This window comes from Microcoleus sp. MOSTC5 (assembly GCF_036701825.1).
Classification (GTDB): domain Bacteria; phylum Cyanobacteriota; class Cyanobacteriia; order Cyanobacteriales; family Microcoleaceae; genus Microcoleus; species Microcoleus asticus.
Genome location: NZ_JAUBRK010000021.1, coordinates 15,668 through 33,159, shown reverse-complemented (window position 1 = coordinate 33,159; position 17,492 = coordinate 15,668). Strand labels below are relative to the sequence as shown.

17 protein-coding genes are annotated in these 17,492 nt (G+C 46.8%); 9 read left to right on the top strand and 8 right to left on the bottom strand.

Going from position 1 to position 17,492, the window contains the following annotated elements:
• The first annotated feature begins 14 nt into the window (after positions 1–14).
• The 4 genes from QUA54_RS13625 (at position 15) to sppA (ending at position 3,870) form a co-directional block, all read left to right on the top strand.
• Positions 15–698, top strand: coding sequence for an SDR family NAD(P)-dependent oxidoreductase (locus tag QUA54_RS13625; RefSeq protein WP_333415050.1), 684 nt, complete (start codon positions 15–17; stop codon positions 696–698).
• A 135-nt stretch (positions 699–833) separates the two neighbouring features.
• Positions 834–1,883: a type 2 isopentenyl-diphosphate Delta-isomerase gene (gene fni, locus QUA54_RS13620; RefSeq protein ID WP_333415049.1), complete on the top strand. Its 1,050-nt coding sequence runs from the start codon at positions 834–836 to the stop codon at positions 1,881–1,883.
• 2 nt (positions 1,884–1,885) lie between these two features.
• Complete coding sequence (locus QUA54_RS13615; RefSeq protein ID WP_333189074.1) at positions 1,886–2,050, top strand: hypothetical protein; 165 nt, start codon at positions 1,886–1,888, stop codon at positions 2,048–2,050.
• Entirely contained in the window at positions 2,050–3,870 is a 1,821-nt protein-coding gene (gene sppA, locus QUA54_RS13610; protein WP_333415048.1) for a signal peptide peptidase SppA, read from the top strand. The genes QUA54_RS13615 and sppA overlap by 1 nt, the downstream gene beginning before the upstream one ends.
• A 363-nt stretch (positions 3,871–4,233) precedes the next feature.
• Here sppA and QUA54_RS13605 read toward each other — a convergent pair whose 3' ends face one another.
• Positions 4,234–4,503 carry a GlsB/YeaQ/YmgE family stress response membrane protein gene (locus tag QUA54_RS13605; protein WP_172187816.1) on the bottom strand — a complete coding sequence of 90 codons (270 nt, stop codon included), beginning with the start codon at positions 4,501–4,503 and terminating at the stop codon, positions 4,234–4,236.
• 298 nt (positions 4,504–4,801) lie between these two features.
• On the opposite strand from QUA54_RS13605, the gene QUA54_RS13600 reads away from it, so the two are divergent.
• On the top strand, positions 4,802–5,989 hold the full coding sequence (locus QUA54_RS13600; protein ID WP_333415047.1) for a glycosyltransferase: 1,188 nt from the start codon (positions 4,802–4,804) through the stop codon (positions 5,987–5,989).
• Positions 5,990–6,114: 125 nt separating this feature from the next.
• Here the strand turns inward: QUA54_RS13600 and QUA54_RS13595 are convergent, their stop codons facing one another.
• Positions 6,115–6,825 carry a carbonic anhydrase gene (locus QUA54_RS13595; protein ID WP_333415046.1) on the bottom strand — a complete coding sequence of 237 codons (711 nt, stop codon included), beginning with the start codon at positions 6,823–6,825 and terminating at the stop codon, positions 6,115–6,117.
• Between the two features lie 367 nt (positions 6,826–7,192).
• Between QUA54_RS13595 and QUA54_RS13590 the strand changes: the two genes are divergently transcribed.
• Positions 7,193–8,008, top strand: a complete 816-nt coding sequence (locus tag QUA54_RS13590; protein ID WP_333415045.1) for an MOSC N-terminal beta barrel domain-containing protein — start codon at positions 7,193–7,195, stop codon at positions 8,006–8,008.
• Positions 8,009–8,027: 19 nt separating this feature from the next.
• Here QUA54_RS13590 and ylqF read toward each other — a convergent pair whose 3' ends face one another.
• Positions 8,028–8,882: a ribosome biogenesis GTPase YlqF gene (gene ylqF / locus QUA54_RS13585; protein ID WP_172187808.1), complete on the bottom strand. Its 855-nt coding sequence runs from the start codon at positions 8,880–8,882 to the stop codon at positions 8,028–8,030.
• Between ylqF and QUA54_RS13580 the strand changes: the two genes are divergently transcribed.
• The gene (locus QUA54_RS13580; RefSeq protein ID WP_333415044.1) at positions 8,871–8,999 is read left to right on the top strand and encodes a hypothetical protein; all 129 of its coding nucleotides are present in this window, start codon (positions 8,871–8,873) and stop codon (positions 8,997–8,999) included. The genes ylqF and QUA54_RS13580 overlap by 12 nt on opposite strands.
• 184 nt (positions 9,000–9,183) lie before the next feature.
• On the opposite strand, the gene QUA54_RS13575 is transcribed toward QUA54_RS13580, so the two are convergent.
• The gene (locus tag QUA54_RS13575; protein ID WP_172187804.1) at positions 9,184–9,597 is read right to left on the bottom strand and encodes a universal stress protein; all 414 of its coding nucleotides are present in this window, start codon (positions 9,595–9,597) and stop codon (positions 9,184–9,186) included.
• 184 nt (positions 9,598–9,781) lie between these two features.
• On the opposite strand from QUA54_RS13575, the gene QUA54_RS13570 reads away from it, so the two are divergent.
• Both QUA54_RS13570 and QUA54_RS13565 read left to right on the top strand, forming a co-directional pair.
• Positions 9,782–10,981 carry a phosphoglycerate kinase gene (locus tag QUA54_RS13570; RefSeq protein ID WP_333189066.1) on the top strand — a complete coding sequence of 400 codons (1,200 nt, stop codon included), beginning with the start codon at positions 9,782–9,784 and terminating at the stop codon, positions 10,979–10,981.
• Positions 10,982–11,172: 191 nt separating this feature from the next.
• Positions 11,173–11,889 carry a pentapeptide repeat-containing protein gene (locus tag QUA54_RS13565; RefSeq protein ID WP_172187799.1) on the top strand — a complete coding sequence of 239 codons (717 nt, stop codon included), beginning with the start codon at positions 11,173–11,175 and terminating at the stop codon, positions 11,887–11,889.
• A 224-nt stretch (positions 11,890–12,113) separates the two neighbouring features.
• On the opposite strand, the gene QUA54_RS13560 is transcribed toward QUA54_RS13565, so the two are convergent.
• From QUA54_RS13560 to QUA54_RS13545, 4 genes are all read right to left on the bottom strand, one after another.
• A complete protein-coding gene (locus tag QUA54_RS13560; RefSeq protein WP_445301555.1) occupies positions 12,114–12,845 on the bottom strand; it encodes a response regulator transcription factor in 732 nt (243 codons plus the stop codon).
• 247 nt (positions 12,846–13,092) lie between these two features.
• The gene (locus QUA54_RS13555) at positions 13,093–14,436 is read right to left on the bottom strand and encodes an EAL domain-containing response regulator (RefSeq protein ID WP_333415043.1); all 1,344 of its coding nucleotides are present in this window, start codon (positions 14,434–14,436) and stop codon (positions 13,093–13,095) included.
• A gap of 613 nt (positions 14,437–15,049) precedes the next feature.
• The gene (locus QUA54_RS13550) at positions 15,050–15,316 is read right to left on the bottom strand and encodes a hypothetical protein (protein WP_172187795.1); all 267 of its coding nucleotides are present in this window, start codon (positions 15,314–15,316) and stop codon (positions 15,050–15,052) included.
• A gap of 222 nt (positions 15,317–15,538) precedes the next feature.
• Entirely contained in the window at positions 15,539–17,440 is a 1,902-nt protein-coding gene (locus QUA54_RS13545; RefSeq protein WP_333415042.1) for a serine/threonine-protein kinase, read from the bottom strand.
• Positions 17,441–17,492 lie beyond the last annotated feature (52 nt).

Here is a 17,492-nt window from a genome sequence, read left to right as displayed (position 1 = left end):
AATTCAGCAAATCTATGACAAAATTAATTGTAATTACCGGAGTCAGTCGCGGTCTTGGTCTTGCCCTGACCGAAAAGTTTATTGAATTGGGACATACAGTTTTGGGATGCGCCCGTTCTTCCGAAGCAGTGGAAAAGCTCAACCAAAAATATAGTTCGCCCCACAATTTTACTTGTTTGGATGTCGCCAACGACGATCGCGTAAAAGCTTGGGCCACAGAAATACTGGCCAACTACTCGCCCCCAGATTTGCTAATTAACAATGCAGGTGTAACTAATCATCTCGCCCCTCTTTGGAATGTTAGTAACGAAGAATTTTCGCAGGTAATTGATGTTAATATTAAAGGTACTGCTAATGTAATTCGCCATTTTGTCCCGGCAATGATTGCTCGAAAAAGCGGCATAATTGTCAACTTGAGTTCTGGTTGGGGAAGGTCAACTTCGCCGGAAGTTGCGCCCTATTGCGCTTCTAAGTGGGCGATAGAAGGACTTACGCGATCGCTCGCTCAAGAATTGCCCGGAGGTATGGCGGCGGTTCCTTTGAATCCGGGGATAATTCATACGGATATGCTGGAAATTTCTTTCGGAGAAAATGCGGCAAGTTACACGTCAGTCAAAGCATGGGTGCAAAAAGCAGTTCCTTTTTTGCTGAAGTTGAAACCTTCAGATAATGGAAAGGCGCTGACCGTTCCTGGATAATACAGCAACCATTGCAGAATTTGCGAACATATCTCTTTTCTTTTCCTCTGCGCCCTCTGCGGTTCATTAAAAAATTCAAAAATGAAATAAAATTGCTATATTCCCAAATCACAAATCTTTCCCCAAATAGCTACTGTGAACTTGCCGCTAACCTCCCCGTCGCAAACCGAAACCCGCAAAGCAGACCACCTGCGGATCTGCCTCGAAGAAGACGTACAATTTCGCGAAACTACCAGCGGCCTTGAACGCTACCGTTTTGCTCACTGCTGTTTGCCAGAACTCGATCGCACTGAAATCGATTTAACCTCCACATTTCTCGGCAAAAAACTAGCCGTTCCCCTGCTAATTTCCTCAATGACCGGCGGCACAGAATTAGCCCAGACAATCAATTATCGCCTCGCCGATGTTGCTCAAGAATACAAACTGGCAATGGGAGTTGGTTCCCAGCGAATCATCGTAGAAAAACCTCAACTAGCTCCTACATTTGCCGTCCGGCGCCGCGCTCCAGATATTCTGCTATTTGCCAATATCGGAGCAGTTCAATTAAACTACAGTTACGGTTGGGAAGAGTGCCAAAAACTTGTTGATATTATCGAAGCAGATGCCCTAATTTTGCATCTAAATCCGCTGCAAGAGTGCGTTCAAACCGAAGGCGATACTAACTTTAAAGGACTCCTAGATAAAATAGCCAAATTGTGCGATAAATTACCAGTACCAGTTATTGCTAAAGAAGTCGGCAACGGTATTTCAGGGAAGATGGCAAAGAAATTGCTCGCCGCGGGGGTAGGTGCGATCGACATTGCCGGGGCCGGAGGCACTTCTTGGGCAAAAATAGAAGGAAAGCGAGCTAAAGATAGCAAGCAGCGCAGGTTGGGCGCAACCTTTGCCGACTGGGGAATACCGACAGCCGAGTGCATTGTCAGCACCCGCGCCGTAGCGCCGGATGTTCCTCTGATTGCCTCTGGAGGCTTGCAGAATGGGTTGGATGCAGCGAAGGCTCTCGCCCTCGGCGCGGATATTGCGGGACTGGCGCGGCCGTTTCTAGAAGCCGCAGCGGAATCGGAATCAGCCGCAGGCCTTCTAGCTGAGGTTTTAATTGCAGAAATCGCCACCGTGATGTTCTGTACGGGCTGCGCTAACTTGGATGAGTTAAAATATTCTGGGGTTTTGGAAAGGTTAAGATAAAAGTGAGTCAGTTGGCAGTTGGCAGTTGGCAGTTGGCAGTGGTGAGTTGTTATTTGTTATTTGTGAGTTGCTACCAATTACAATTACCAATTACCAATTACCAATTACAATTACCAATTACTAATTACCAATTACCAATTACCAATTACCAATTACCAATTATCTAATGAAAGATTTCCTAAAATATACCTGTGCAAGTTTGCTGGGAACCTTCCTCGGATTGTTGCTGCTGGGCAGCATAGGATTAGGGGGACTGGTACTGCTAATTGGTCTGGCGGCATCGTCGTCTAAAGATTCAGGCCCGCAAGTTAAAGATAAGTCTGTATTGGTATTAGACCTTTCTTTAAATATCACCGACAGCAAACCGAGCCGCAGCACTGGCGCGGCGATTGAAGAAGTGCTTTCGGAAGATTCCGGCGATACAGTGACGCTGCGGACTGTTTTAGACGCGATCGAATCTGCGAAGAAAGACCCGAAAATAGTTGGCATTTATCTCGAAGGCAGCTCGGATTCGAGCAGCAGCGGGTTTGCCAATCTCAAAGAAGTTCGATCGGCATTGCAGCGTTTCCGAGATGCCAAAAAACCCATTTTTGCTTACCAGATGGACTGGAGCGAGCGAGATTATTACCTCGGTTCCGTTGCTAATACAATTGCAATCAATCCTTACGGGGCTTTGGAACTCAACGGTTTTAGCAGTCAGGCAATGTTTTTCACCGGTGCTTTGGAGAAATACGGTTTGGGAGTTCAAGTGACTCGTGTCGGCAAATACAAGTCAGCCGTTGAGCCGTTTTTGCTCACAAAAATGAGTCCCGAAAATCGCCAGCAAACTCAAAAGTTGCTCGGAGATATGTGGGGAGAATACCTGAAAACTGTCGGGCCGAACCGTAAAGTGACCGTTCCCCAACTGCAAGCGGTTGCAGATAAGGGCGGAACCTTGATGGCTGACGAAGCCCTCAAAAGCAAGTTAGTTGATAAAGTTGTATACTTTGACGAAATTGCGAGCGAACTTAAAAAACTGACAGGAACCGATCGCGAACACAAATCTTTCAAGCAAATTAGTTTGAAAAACTACGCCAGAATTGCTGACGATAAAAACTCAACTCGCGCTGACAAGAAAAACCAAATTGCTATACTTTACGCCGAGGGAGAGATTGTAGACGGGGAAGGGGGCCCGACTCAAGTAGGAGGCGATCGCATCGCTCTAGAAATGCGGAAAATCAGAGAAGATGACGACGTAAAAGCAGTAGTTTTGCGAGTCAACAGTCCCGGAGGCAGCGCGACGGCGGCCGAAGTCATCGGGCGCGAAGTTATGCTGACGGGCAAAAAGAAACCAGTTATCGTTTCGATGGGCAATTTAGCAGCTTCCGGCGGCTATTGGATTGCGATGGGTTCCAGCCGCATTTTTGCCGAACCGAATACGATTACGGGTTCTATCGGCGTTTTTGGAATGCTGTTCAACGCCCAAAAGTTGGCTGCTAACAACGGCCTGACTTGGGACGTTGTGAAAACCGGCCGCTTTGCGGATACTAACACGGTTTCCCGCCCGAAAAATCCTCAAGAATTGGCGAATATTCAGAGAATAGTCGATCGCATTTACGATCGATTTATTACTAAAGTCGCCGACTCCCGCAAACTGCCGAAAAACAAGGTACAAGAAATTGCTCAAGGCAGAGTGTGGTCTGGTACGGCTGCGAAACAGTTGGGCTTAGTCGATGAAATTGGCGGCCTTGAAGATGCTGTCAAAGAGGCGGCTAAGCAAGCTAAACTCGGCGACAATTGGCAGTTGGAAGAATATCCAAAACGCCGCAGTTTCGAGGAGCGAATTTTGGAAAGACTTTCAGGCGTTCGCGTTTTGAAACCAGCCACCAAACTCGACCCACTGACTGCTGAAGTTAAAAAAATGCAGGATGAATTGGCTGCGATCGGGTCGATGAACGACCCGCAGGGGATTTATGTTCGCTTGCCTTTCAATTTGCGGATTGATTAATTAATTGATACCAAATCCGGGATTTTTACCCCTTTATTCTTCAGTCCCCCTCTGCTCGCACTGAGATTTTGCACCATTCTCAATAAGCCTTTTGCGGGCGGGCTCTCCTGCCCGCCCCACAACAAAACTCGGTCTTTGTGGAACAGGCATCTTGCCTGTTCTTGAGAATGGTCCAAGATGCGATCTCTGGCGAAAGTTTGACTCTCGATCGGTTTCAAATGCTGAGTCCGATCGCGGTTTTTAACGCGGATTTGGTATGAGTAGGCTGAAGCACCCTACAAACCACTGAAAAACCCGGTTTCTTCTAGAAACCGGGTTTATGAATACCCTAAAAGTCGATCGACTGGGAATTGGCAATATTTGTTATGCAGCACGCTGAGTTAACAATCCCCAGATGAAAAGTACCACGATCGCACCTACAACTGCAAAAGCTATGCTGGGTAGAGATATTACTCCGAAGGAAGCTCCCCCGCTCGTCCCGAGCAAGACTTGACCTAGATAACCTCCTACTAGCGCACCCACAATTCCTAAACCTGTTGTGGCCAGAAAACCGCCGCCTTGAGTTCCCGGATAAATGGCTTTGGCGATCGCACCGGCAATCAGTCCTAAAACAATCCAAGCAATAATTCCCATTTCCGTTTCTCCTGAATGCTTAACTTTTTTCGTTCTCTGTCTTATGTTCTTAGAATAACAACTGCTCTCCCGTCCTTACCTCTACCGTAGGGAAGAATCGAAAGTGGTAGGATTTCTGAGGAATCGTCCGAGTTTGAGGCTTTTTAATACCTCAAAAGAGTTAACCCACTTTTTCGAGGGAAGAAAGGTACTTATGCTCAAGGCAAAAAGGAAATAGGAGAATTTTTTCTGGGACTTTTTGTGTTTTACTGGTAAAAAAATTACAATAATTTTGTGAAACGAGGAAAGTTTGCGCCCGATGGATCTGACTCTGTGCATGATTGTGAAGAATGAAGAGGCAACACTGTCGCGGACTTTGGACAGCGTTAAGGGTGTTGTGGACGAAATAGTGGTGGTGGATACGGGATCGGGCGATCGCACCCGTGAAATTGCCCGAGGATATGGCGCGAGGGTTTATGACTTTGAATGGTGCGACGACTTCGCAGCGGCGCGCAACGAGTGTCTGAAGCACGCCCAGGGCGACTGGATTTTGGTGTTGGATGCCGACGAGGTTTTGGTACCGCAGATTTTACCTCAAATTAAGGAGGGCATTCAGAGCGATCGGCTGCTCCTAATAAATCTCATCCGCCAAGAAATCGGTGCCTCTCAATCTCCCTATTCCCTAGTGTCTCGATTGTTTCGCAATCGCCCCGACATCCGATTCTCTCGCCCTTACCACGCAATGGTAGACGACAGCGTGGCTGAGATTTTGCACAGGGAACCAACATGGAAAATAGCTTCTCTCCCCAATGTGGCGATTTGGCACTCTGGTTATCAAAAAGATGCGATCGCAGCAAAAAGTAAATTCCAAAAAGCTCAAGCAGCAATGGAACGCTACATCGCTTATTATCCAAACGATGCTTATGCTTGTAGCAAATTAGGCGCTTTGTATGTAGAAATAGGGCAAATTGGGCGGGGAATAGATTTATTAACTAGGGGCTTGGCTGCTGCGGCAATTGATGATTCTATTGTTTACGAACTTAACTATCATTTGGGAATTGCTTATCGCCAGCAGCAGCAATTTGTTAAAGCCAAAGAACACTATCAAGCGGCAATTAATACAGATGTGATTCCGGCGCTCAAGTTGGGCGCTTACAATAACTTGGGCAATTTGCTCAAAGATGAAGGAGATTTGAAATCGGCTGAAAAAGCTTACAAAGCAGCTTTAAAAATTGACCCCAGTTTTGCCACAGGTCACTACAATTTAGGACTGACGCTGAAGGCAGCCGGAAATTTAGCAGATGCGATCGCCTATTACCGACAAGCCATTAAAATCGCTCCCGAACACGCCGAAGCTCATCAAAACTTGGCAGTAGCGCTGCTGAAAATTGGCAAAATGCCAGAGAGTTTAGCCGAATTCAAAAGAGCGATCGCCCTTCACGAACAGCGCCGCCCCTTTGAAGCAGAACGCCTGCGCCGGGGACTGCAAGAAATGGGTTTAATGTAACTGAAATTATGGCTTTTATGGGCGGGCAGGATGCCCACCCCACAATCAAATTCTCGGATTGTGGAACAGGCCGGAAAGCCTGTTCTTTAAAAAATATCCCAAGATATGAGATGCCACCAGCAAAATCAAGCAATTATCTCTACTTTGCCGCTATCCAAATCGTAGCGGCCCCCAACAACTTTAAGCTTGCCCGCTTTGACTGCTTCAGCTAAAATAGGCGACGAGGATTGTAACTTATTTACATTGATTTTCACATTAGCTCTGACTGCGTTATCCCAGGCATCGCCTTGGACACCTTTTGTGGTATCAACTGCGGGTTTAATCGCCGCCACCAAAGTGCTAATGTGACCCGGCACAGCTTTGCCATCTAAAGCTGCTTTAACAGCACCGCAGCGTTCGTGACCCAGAATTACTAATAGCGGCACGCCTAATTCTACTGCGGCATATTCCATATTGCCGAGAACCACATCGTCGAGAAAATTTCCAGCTACTCGGATATCAAACAAATCCCCTAATCCTTGGTCGAAAATAATTTCGGGCGCAACCCGCGAATCAGAACAAGCCAGGATGGTTGCAAACGGATGTTGACCCTCTGCTACTTCTACAATTCGCGATCGAGCTTGGTCGGGAAATGTCCGTTTTTGCTCAATGTAGCGTTGATTCCCCTCCATCAATTTCTTGAGAGCACCGTCGGGAGTAATGTCAGAGATTGCTTCTGCCTTTGCGGGTTGAGCTTGCAAAAGCACTGGTGCAAAGCTTGCCGCCAGCATCCCTGTACCAGCCTTCAACATTAAATTGCGTCGCGAAATCATACCTCTTCTTCCGCTTTCTGTCATTGATTGCAACTCGGTTTAATTTTGGGTGTTTTATAGCATAAGATATACCACAAGCTGAACCCTATTTCTTTACTTTTTTTTTACAAGTAGCTACAGCAAAATTTAAACTTAAAAATTCCAAAAATTTGCCCCTTTCTATTTCAGATTTTATTTCCTAAAGGCAACTGCGGTCATCCTTCTGCAGGCAGGGGATGCTAAAATGTATCTCAAACCAATACTTCGGACAGTTTTTGATTGCCAACCGTAGAAAAAGGGTTTCAAGGCGATTCGGCAAGTTCGCTACCAACGGAAAATCGCTGGTTTCAGACTACGAACTAAAAACAGTCGGGACTATTGTAAAACTACAATTATTTATCAATGGATCGAAATGTCTTACGTCGCCAGTATCCATATCTATCCGGTCAAGTCCCTTGACGGCATAGCTGTCAGTCAAGCAACTATTCTTGCCAGCGGAGCTCTAGAAGGCGATCGCTCTTTTGCAATCTGCGATGAAGCAGGAGAACTTGTTAACACTAAGCGCAACAGCGGAGTCCATTTTCTGCGCTTATCCTTTGACATCCAAAAGAGAATGGCCGGTCTGAAAATACAAGACACCGAACAAGAAATTTTTTTTCATGTAGATAGAGAACGCCCAGGGATAGAATATTGGTTGAGCAACTACTTCGGTTTCCCCGTCAAGTTAATGGAAAACTTGCTGACAGGCTTTCCCGACGATACCGCTGCGCCCGGGCCAAGCATAATAAGTACCGAAACAATTGCCGAAGTTGCATCTTGGTTTCCGAGAGTTTCCGTTAACGAAATGCGCCATCGCTTGCGAGCTAATATTGAAATAGGAGATGTCCCGGCTTTTTGGGAAGACCAACTTTTCCCAGAAGCCAATGAATTAGTGACGTTGAAAATAGGGACTGTAATATTTGAAGCTATTAATCTCGGTCACCCCTGTATCCGATGTCCGCCATATTATGCCCCGAAAGCAGCCGATACAAATTTTCAAAATCTACTAAAAGCCAAGCAGGAGGAAATCATGCCTGACTTGGTAAAGAGAGGGTCTTTAAATCACTTTAATCGACTGATAGTTAGTATGCGAGTCTCGGGTCAAGCAGCCGGAAAAATATTACAGATAGGAGACGAAGTTCAAATTAGTAGCGCCAGCAAATCCCTCTTTAATACCATTCCTGATTAGTTGTATGGCACGAGTCCGATCAAGCCGGTGGCAACTCCAAAGTAAGCTGACCCAACACACCCGTTCTAAAATCGTTTAACATTTGCCGCGCCGTTCGTTCGACATCTCCTTTATACTTGTCTTTTGCTACCTCGTGCAAATAATCTTCACCATTACTAGAGGCTGCATCTAATTTATACCTGGATTTGAAACCAGATAGTGATATCAACGTCTCATCAGCCGCCTCCAGCCCTTGGAGCAAATCTACCATCGCTGCCGCTACTACCTGATTGTCGTAAGCTGCCTCGCCAATATCTTCGCAAATAGCTAATTTTATGGCATTTTCTTGATTGTTAATGCGAGTGGGAATCACTCCGGGGGCGTCTAATAATTCAATTTCGTCAGAAATGCGAATCCATCGGAGCGATTTAGTTACTCCAGCTCTGCGGGCACTGTCCACCACTCTCCGCCCTAACAGGCGATTAATTAAAGCAGATTTTCCGACATTTGGAAAGCCCATCACCACTGCGCGGACTGGACGGGGCAGCATACCTCGATCGAACCTTCTTTTATTTAGCTGCACCCCAGCATTCTGCACGGCATCCGCCACAGCGTCTACTCCTTGACCGTGCTCGGCATTAGTAAAATACGCAGTTTCCCCCTGGGCCTCAAACCATGTTTCCCACGCCTCGCGCGCGCGAGGCGCAATCATATCCATGCGGTTAATGACCAATACTCGCGCCTTGCCGCCCACCCAACTCGGCATTTGGGGGTGGTAAGTAGCTAATGGAATGCGGGCATCTCGGACTTCGAGCACCACATCTACCCGCTTTAACTGTTCTTTTAATGCCCGTTCAGCTTTGGCAATGTGACCGGGATACCAGTGAATTTTCATAATAGGAAGGAAGAAGGAAGAAGGAAGAGGGAAGAAGGAAGAAGGAAGAAGGAAGAAGGAAGAGGGAAGAAGGAAGAGGGAAGAAGGAAGAAGGAAGAGGGAAGAATCAAGAAATAATCAGGGAACGGATGAGTGTAACGGATTTAAGGGCACGAAGGAAGGAGGGAATCAGGAAAATGGCAGAAGTAAGCTGTTGGGCATCTAACTTACACTACTGGAAATAAGTAATAAGAAAGAGTTTTCTTTCTTCCTTCTTCCTTCTTCCTTCTTCCTTCTTCCTTCTTCCTTCTTCCTTCCTTCCTTAAGGCACAATCAACACTGCACAAGGAGACAGATTGATCACCCGATTGGTAACGCTGTCAGACGCCCCATCATCGGTTAAACCCATCCCCCGACAGCCCATCACAATCAAATCGGCCCCAATTTCGTCAGCCACATCACAAATCGTGAAAGCCGGTTTGCCTTCTCGCTCAATGATTTCAGCTTCGATTCCCTGCTGGGAAAACATCAATTGGGCCTCAGACAGCAGTTTGGCGACTGCTTCCGGGGAACTCATCACCTCTGACGGTGGGGTGGCACCCTCCTCGGCTGGGGGTTCGACTACCGAAAGAATAACTAAACGAGAAGTGTAGGTTTTCACAATATTGACAACCTTTTCCGCGGCTTCGCGGGCTTCTCGGCTTTGATCGACAGGAAATAAGACAGTCTTGAACATAGTGCGCATCTCCCGGACGCGGACTCCGATAAAATGTTTACGTTGAGCCAATCAGTGCCGTTTGTTTCATCTTCCGTTTTTTGTACGGACGCGGTTGAATGCGTCCGAGGCCCCAAGTGCAAGTGACAAGTGCCGCCATTTCAACGGAATTAGACAAAAACACACATATTAGGAGGTTAATCCTGTGACCAAAAAAACTGTAGCAAATTTATCGGCATCGGACTTATCGGGCAAACGGGTATTGGTGCGGGCGGACTTTAACGTGCCGCTCGACAACGGCAGTATCACCGATGATACTCGCATCCGGGCTGCTCTGCCGACAATTCAAGATTTAGCGTCCAAGGGTGCTAAGGTCATTTTGTGCAGCCACTTCGGGCGTCCCAAGGGTGTGACGGAGAAGTTGCGCTTGACTCCGGTTGCTAAGCGGCTGTCGGAATTGTTGGGGAAAGAGGTCAAAAAGACTGACGACTGCATCGGCGATGAAGTCGCTGCTACAGTCGAGGCGATGCAAGATGGCGATGTGCTTTTGCTGGAAAATGTGCGCTTCTACCCAGAGGAGGAGGCAAACGACCCAGAATTTGCTAAGAAGTTAGCTTCTGTGGCTGATTTGTATGTCAATGATGCTTTTGGTACGGCTCACCGGGCTCACGCTTCTACTGAGGGCGTTACTAAGTATCTGAGTCCTTCTGTGGCTGGATTTTTGATGGAGAAGGAACTGCAATATCTCGGCAGTGCGATCGACAATCCCCAGCGTCCTTTAGCTGCTATTATCGGCGGTTCTAAGGTTTCTAGCAAGATTGGAGTCATTGAAAAACTGCTCGAAAAGTGCGACAAACTGCTGTTGGGCGGCGGCATGGTTTTCACGTTCTACAAAGCTCGCGGCTTGAACGTTGGCAAGTCTTTGGTGGAAGATGACAAGCTGGAATTGGCTAAGTCTTTGGAAGAGAAGGCGAAGGAACGGGGAGTTACTTTTCTGTTACCTACTGATGTGGTAGTTGCTGATAAGTTTGATGCGGCGGCTAACACTCAAACTGTTCCTGTAGAAAGCATCCCGGAAGGTTGGATGGGTTTGGATATCGGCCCGGATTCAGTAAAAACTTTCCAAGATGCTTTGGCCGATTGCAAAACGGTAATCTGGAACGGGCCGATGGGCGTGTTTGAGATGGAGAAGTTTGCTGCTGGAACTGAAGGTATTGCTCATTCTTTGGCTGGACTTACTAAAACTGGTACTACCACAATTATCGGTGGGGGTGACTCGGTGGCGGCTGTGGAACAGTTGAATTTAGGCGAACAAATGAGCCACATTTCCACTGGTGGCGGTGCTAGTTTGGAACTGCTCGAAGGTAAGGAATTGCCTGGTGTTGCTGCTTTAGATGAGGCTTAATTAAGTTAAGTAGGGCGGGCAAAGCCCGCCTTGCTGCAAGCAGGTCTAAATCCTTGGCTGCGAATCAGTTTTTTGAGGATTTACCGCAGAGGGCGCCGAGAACGCAGAGCAAGAGAAAAGAGAGAAGGACATGGGTTTAACTTCTACAGTTTGCTAGTATAATTAATCCGAAGTAGCAGTGAGGTTTGTTTGTGAAACTTAAAATCTTGGCAACTGTAACGGCAAGTTTAGCTTTGTTTTGGCTGGCAGCTCCCGTTAAAGCTCAAAATCCAGATCATGTCAGGCAATTGCTGGAAAGTAATGAATGCGAAGGCTGTGACTTGAGAAATGCTGATTTATTCAAGGCTAGCTTGTACAGAGCTAATTTAAGAGGAGCCGATTTAAGCGGAGCAAATCTCTATGAAGCTAATTTGTTAGAAGCGGATTTAAGTGATGCTAATTTGTCTAACGCTAATTTAATCAACGCCGAGATGTACGGTGCTGAATTGAATGGTGCTAATCTGCGAAATGCGGATTTGTCTAATGCTTTTTTGGGGCGAGCGAATCTGACGAGTGCTGATTTGCGCGGTGCTAAACTTTTTAATGCGAATCTGGGTGAAGCTTATCTGTTACAAGCTAATTTGTCGAATGCCGATTTGAGGCGATCGCTGCTGTTTAGGGTTAATTTAAACCGTGCGAATTTAAGCGGAGCGGATATGTCTTTCGCGGATGTGCGCGATACTAATTTGCAGAATGCTATTTTGTCAAATACTCGGCTTCCTAGGGCTCAATTGAGCGGTACAAATATCGATGCGGCTAATAACGTGCGCCAGGCTGATTTGGAACGTGCCAACTTGCGGGGTACGAATTTGGGGCCGGGGGTTTGCGTGATAACTAATTTTCCTTATTGTGTTTTGAATTTGGAATAATCGGCCCGCTGAGTGCGTCAGCCGCGATTAATCTGGCAGCTAGGGGAGTTTTTGACTGGCTGGCGCGCCCTAGGTTTATATCATGTCCGCCTAAATGCCAGTCATTGCAAAGTTTACGACAGCAGACGCAAGCAATCTTAAGCCCCTGGGATTGCTTAACTTCACTTCGTTCCGTTCTCTTGGGACATATCGTAAGTAATTGGCCGGACATTATCAGAGCTGAGCTAAGTTTGCGGTGGTTTGTATCCGTTTTCTAGGGCAAATCTCACAAGCTGAGCCCGATTTTCTAGCTGTAATTTGCTGAAAATGCTGCCTAAATGAGCTTGCACAGTTCGGGGGCTAATAAACAGCCGATCGCTAATTTGTTTGTTAGTATAACCCTGAATAACTTCCCAAAAAACTCTTTCCTCGGCTGGTGTTAAAGGCAAAGGTGCAGGTGCTGGCAATACTGCCACAACTTTTGGCTCCACCGCCCTAGCGGTAGAAGTTTGAAGGAGTCGCACAATCTCGGCGTGAATGCGGTGAGAGCGCTCTAACTGCGCCTTCACCTTAGCTAAGATTTCTTCAGAATGAAAAGGTTTTACCAGATAATCGTCAGCGCCGATCGAGTGACCTTCAACTTTTGACTCAATCTCGCCTTGACCTGACAAAAATATAAACGGCACCAACTTTCCCAAACGTGTAGTTCGCAAGCGGCGGCAAAACTCAAACCCGTCCATTTCCGGCATCATGACATCTGAAATTACCAAATCTGGGGGGGCATTCTCAAAAATCGAGAGCGCCTCAAGCCCGGAATTAGCGCATTCAACCCGGTATCCCTGGCTTTCGAGGTACATTGCTAAGACTATTTGACAGTCTGCTTCGTCGTCAACTACTAATATTCTTTCCATGAAAGGCTTGCACCAAATCCAGTTGGACAGTTCTTGAAACTGCGGCTCCCAATGTAGGAACTTCAATTAGTTTACCTGCTGGAACTTGATAAAAGCTCGCAATTTCAAAACGCCACAATTGCTCCAATAGTCGAATTACGGGCGCGATCGCATAAAATGGGAAGAAGTTAAGGAATGTTGGGCTAAAATTTCCTTCTTAAATTCATCTCTCCAAAAAAACTACAACTTTTTATGATAGAACCTCAACTTTTATGCATAAAATACAAGGTAAAAAAAAGAATTTTTTTGTATTATACAGAAATCTTGGTGATACTTAAACTATTCCTAGAGCCGACATTGAAAGGTTTTTAGATTTTTCTGGTTCGGACACAGGTACAAAAGGGACAACGCGAGCAGGTGCTGCTGGGGGCTGCGCGAAAAAACCCGGGTCAGCAACCAACATACTTTCAATTATCGCTGCTGGTTCGGGGCGGCTGAACAGATACCCCTGCATGATATCGCACTGATGTTGTTTCAAAAAATCTAGTTCTGCTTCTGTTTCTACTCCCTCAGCAATTACTGTCATATTCAAACTATGACCCAGTAAAATTACTGCTGTAGTAATAGCAGCATTTTGAGTATCTTCATTGGCATTACGGACGAAAATTCGATCGATCTTTAAACTGTCAAAAGCAAATTGCTTGAGATATCCTAAAGTAGCGTAACCGGTACCGAAGTCGTCAATAGCAATCCGAATTCCTAGAGCTTTAAGTTGGTTTAAAGTAGCGCCTGCTACTGTCGCATTTTCTACCAAAGCGCTTTCGGTCATTTCTAATTCTAAATTAGCAGGCTCCAAGCCTGTAGTTTCCAATATTTGAACGATTCGCGCCTTGAGTTCCGGGTCGGACAACTGCCGGGCCGACAAGTTTACTGATATTGTAAAGGGCGAAAACCCCGCAGCCAGCCAACTAGCGGCTTGAGCGCAAGCTGAAAGCAGTACCCACTCGCCAATCTGAATAATTAAACCTGTTTCTTCTGCTAAGGGAATAAATTCGCAGGGAGAAATTATTCCTCGATCGGGATTTTGCCAGCGCACTAAAGCTTCGGCGCCGATAACTTTGCCGGTAGCAATATTCACCTGGGGCTGATAGTATACCTGAAACTCACCTTGTGCCAAAGCATGGCGCAGCAAAGCTTCGAGAGCAAACTTTTCAGGAGATAGAGTCGTAACCTTGGTCGAGTCGTTAACTAAATCTTTGAGTCTGGCTTCTGCTTGGTGAAGCGCGACTGTCAGCGGTTGAGTAATAGTTTGCCGTTTCAAGACGCGAGAAGCAATCGCTCCCAGCAATTCAGCCTTGGTAAACGGTTTTGTCAGGTAATCGTCTGCCCCCAAATCCATCCCCCGACGAAAATCGGTTTTATCACTTTGAGCCGTGAGGAAAATAAATGGAATTGTTGCAGCTAGCGAGTTTTGCCGCAGAGTCCGCAACACGTCATAACCGTCGAGTTCCGGCATCTGGACATCGCACAAAATTAAATCAGGTATCTCCGAAAGTGCCATCTGCACCCCAGCTCGACCGTTTTCGGCCGCAATGACCCGGTAGCTGTGAGATTCCAGGAGTTGCAGAAGAGTTTCCCGGATTAATTCGTCGTCTTCAATCACCAAAATTTTGAGCATGATAATTAGATAACAGATGGCACTATATATCTGAACCTGACTAACTTTAGCATACTCAAACTAACGAATTAGTAATTCGGCCAATTAGCCAATAAATAATTAGCCAAATGGCTGAAATTTTTCCCTCGGTTCTTAAGTCACAATAAAATAACTGCCCAAATAGGGAAGACTTCGATATCTTTCAATAGCATAAAAATGTTCCGCCCGACTCGTTTGATAAACTTTTCTTATAAAATAACTGTAGTTTCTCATAAAAGAATGCCACCAACACTGTCACTGCGCGGATAGCCGCAATCACTCAGGCAATCACTTATATGATGTCCGGTTAATTGCTCATAATTAGCCCTTGTTTGTAATTAGGACTTTGGTTTCCTCTCGATGGATGAATCAGGAGGCTGCCTCCTCACCCCAAAAACGGATACTTGCCAACAGCAACACTCGTGGAGAGATCAAAATTTTAGACCCTAGTTTAAGCTCCCAGATTCAGATTCATCTGTGAAGTAAATCTAAAATCTAAAATCTAAAATCTAAAATCTAAAATCTAAAATCTAAAATCGACTGACCGAGATCTTAATTATGGTTGTATAACTGGACATCATAATTATGCACTGTTTTAATTCACAGGCTTAGTGGAATTCGCGCAATATTTTTCATCTACAATTGCAGAAGTGATACTGACAGCCTGCATAGATGACGGAATGATTAGGTCTTGCGGAACTACCACCGTCTTTTTACAAACAAGCTCGCTACTGCCTACAGAGGCAAAGTTCCAAGCATAAAATTCGGGAGTGCTGACTGTCGCATTGGCGGGATGTAAACCTAGTGCAGTCACCAATACTAATCCTAAAGTTACTAAAGCTACGATCGCGAATCTCAGCATATTCTTTGTTTGAAACGGAAAACTTACGTGATTGGTATTACCTTATTATTGCCTGGGTCGATCGAGAGCGTCAATCGATTTTAGATTTTAGATTTTAGATTTTAGATTTTCGATTGACCCCACGGATAAATTCGGGGGGCAAGTTTCATCGGATACAGGTTTTTTATTTCTGGACGGATGAATCCGGGGGCTTGTATCCTGGATGCTTTCGGTCAATAGCAGTTATTCCGCAGTCAGGTTCAACTCGTAAGCGATCGGCTCAGATGCCTGAGAAACGACCACGAATTCATAATAACCAGCATCATCCAGCAATCCCGACCAACTAAGCCCATCTGCATCTTGCAGCAAAGCTCGCGCGCCCTTGGTCCGCCCCGGAGTATAAATTGACAGCAGAGTAGATTTGCGCGGTGCTTGCAAATTCACGCGCAAAGTTTGATTTTGAGCGAACCGGGCAATGTAAGCTTTCCCTTCTCCGGGTTTGAGATTGCCTGTGAGGCTTTTGCTGTTCGATAGGCGGTCAAATTCAACGCTTTCGACAGTTGCTCCTGCTTGCAAAGATGCGAGGGCGTCGGCGGTAATTGCTTGCCAAATTTGTCCGATCGGCAAACCGATGATATTGCGATCGCGCGGCTGTTGTGGAAACCAATAAAAGAACTTGGCATCAGCCAAATCGTACAAAGCCCGACTGCTCAAATTCAGCTTGTTAACCTCAGTTTTCCAGCGATCGATATCGGCGGTGTCGTAAGTGCCCAACCGCGCTCTAGCGTCGCTGCTGAGGTTTTCCAGCTTGTCGAGCAACTCGTCGCCGATTTTCTGCCACCTTTCGCGCCACTGGCGATCGTCATCGCCTTCTTTTAACAGCCGTCCGCCCAATTCCGGGTATTTGGCATAAAAAGTCTCGTCCACAAGGTTGACGTAACCGCTATAGAATCGATCGTCAATTTTGAGCTTTACAAAGCGATCTTGCAAAGCATCTTCTTGCTGCTGCTTCGGGCTCGGACTCTGGGGAATTTTCTGCACTTTAGATTGCAGATTTAACAAATAATTGCCCGCAAACCAGCCAACTCCCCCCATACTTGAGAGCACCGCCACCACGAACAAAACCATTTTCCAAGCAGGCATCTTTTGTTGATTGCCAATAGCAGCACGCACCGGAGTTCCCGGCAGCTTTGGCGTGGGGGCGGGCACGGGTATAGGCGAGTGCTCCGGTGGCTGCGTGGGTCCAAAATCCGGGGCTGGTGGCAAAGGCGGCTGTAAAGGCGGATTGCCGGAGAGAGCGAGCATTACCTCGCGAGCCGAGGAGTAACGCTGGCTCGGCTGTTGAGCAAGCATTTTATCCAGCACCAGGGACAAATTCGGAGACAGAGAACATTCCGCCCGCCAGTTCCAATTGAGCGTCTGGCTGTCGAGCAACTGATGCGGTTCCTTCCCCGTCAGCAACACTAAAACCGTCGCCGCCAGAGCGTACAAATCGCTTTGGGGATAGACGATGCCCATCTGCATTTGTTCGACGGGAGCATAGCCGAGCTTGCCGATGCGAGTCGCGGGGGCGGGAGTGCCGTTAGCCTCAGCGAACAGAGACTCTACGGTGGCGGCAAGTTGTTTTACTCCGCCGAAGTCGATCAGCACCGGCATCCCGTCAGAACTCCGCAGAATCAGGTTGTCCGGGGAGATGTCGCGGTGAATCACTCCCAAAGAGTGAATGTATTCGAGCACGGGCAAAATCTGGAGCAGCAGTTGATTGATTTCTGCCTCTATGAACCGCAAACCCTGACGCTTGCGGGCGTCCAGCAGGAAGCGGTAAGTTTGACCGGGAACGTAGTCTTGAACGAGAAATAGGTAGCCTCGATCGCTGATACTGACGCGGAAGAGTTCGCGGAAGCGCGGGATTTGATTGTGTTGCAGCTTGTAGAGCACTCCCGCTTCCCGCTCGAACAGTTCCTCGGATTTTTGTAAAGCGTAACTTCCGTGTACTTGGGGCGCAAATTCTTTTAAAACGCAGGGTTCGTTAAATCGGTGGGCATCTTCAGCCAGGTAGGTGCGCCCGAAGCCTCCGTGTCCCAATTCGCGGACGATGCGGTAGTGATTGTTGAGAGTTATGCCGGGGTAGATGGGATTGTTCATTGGAACTTGCTGCGTCGGATTTTCACGCTTGACTGAGACTGAGGATTTTGGG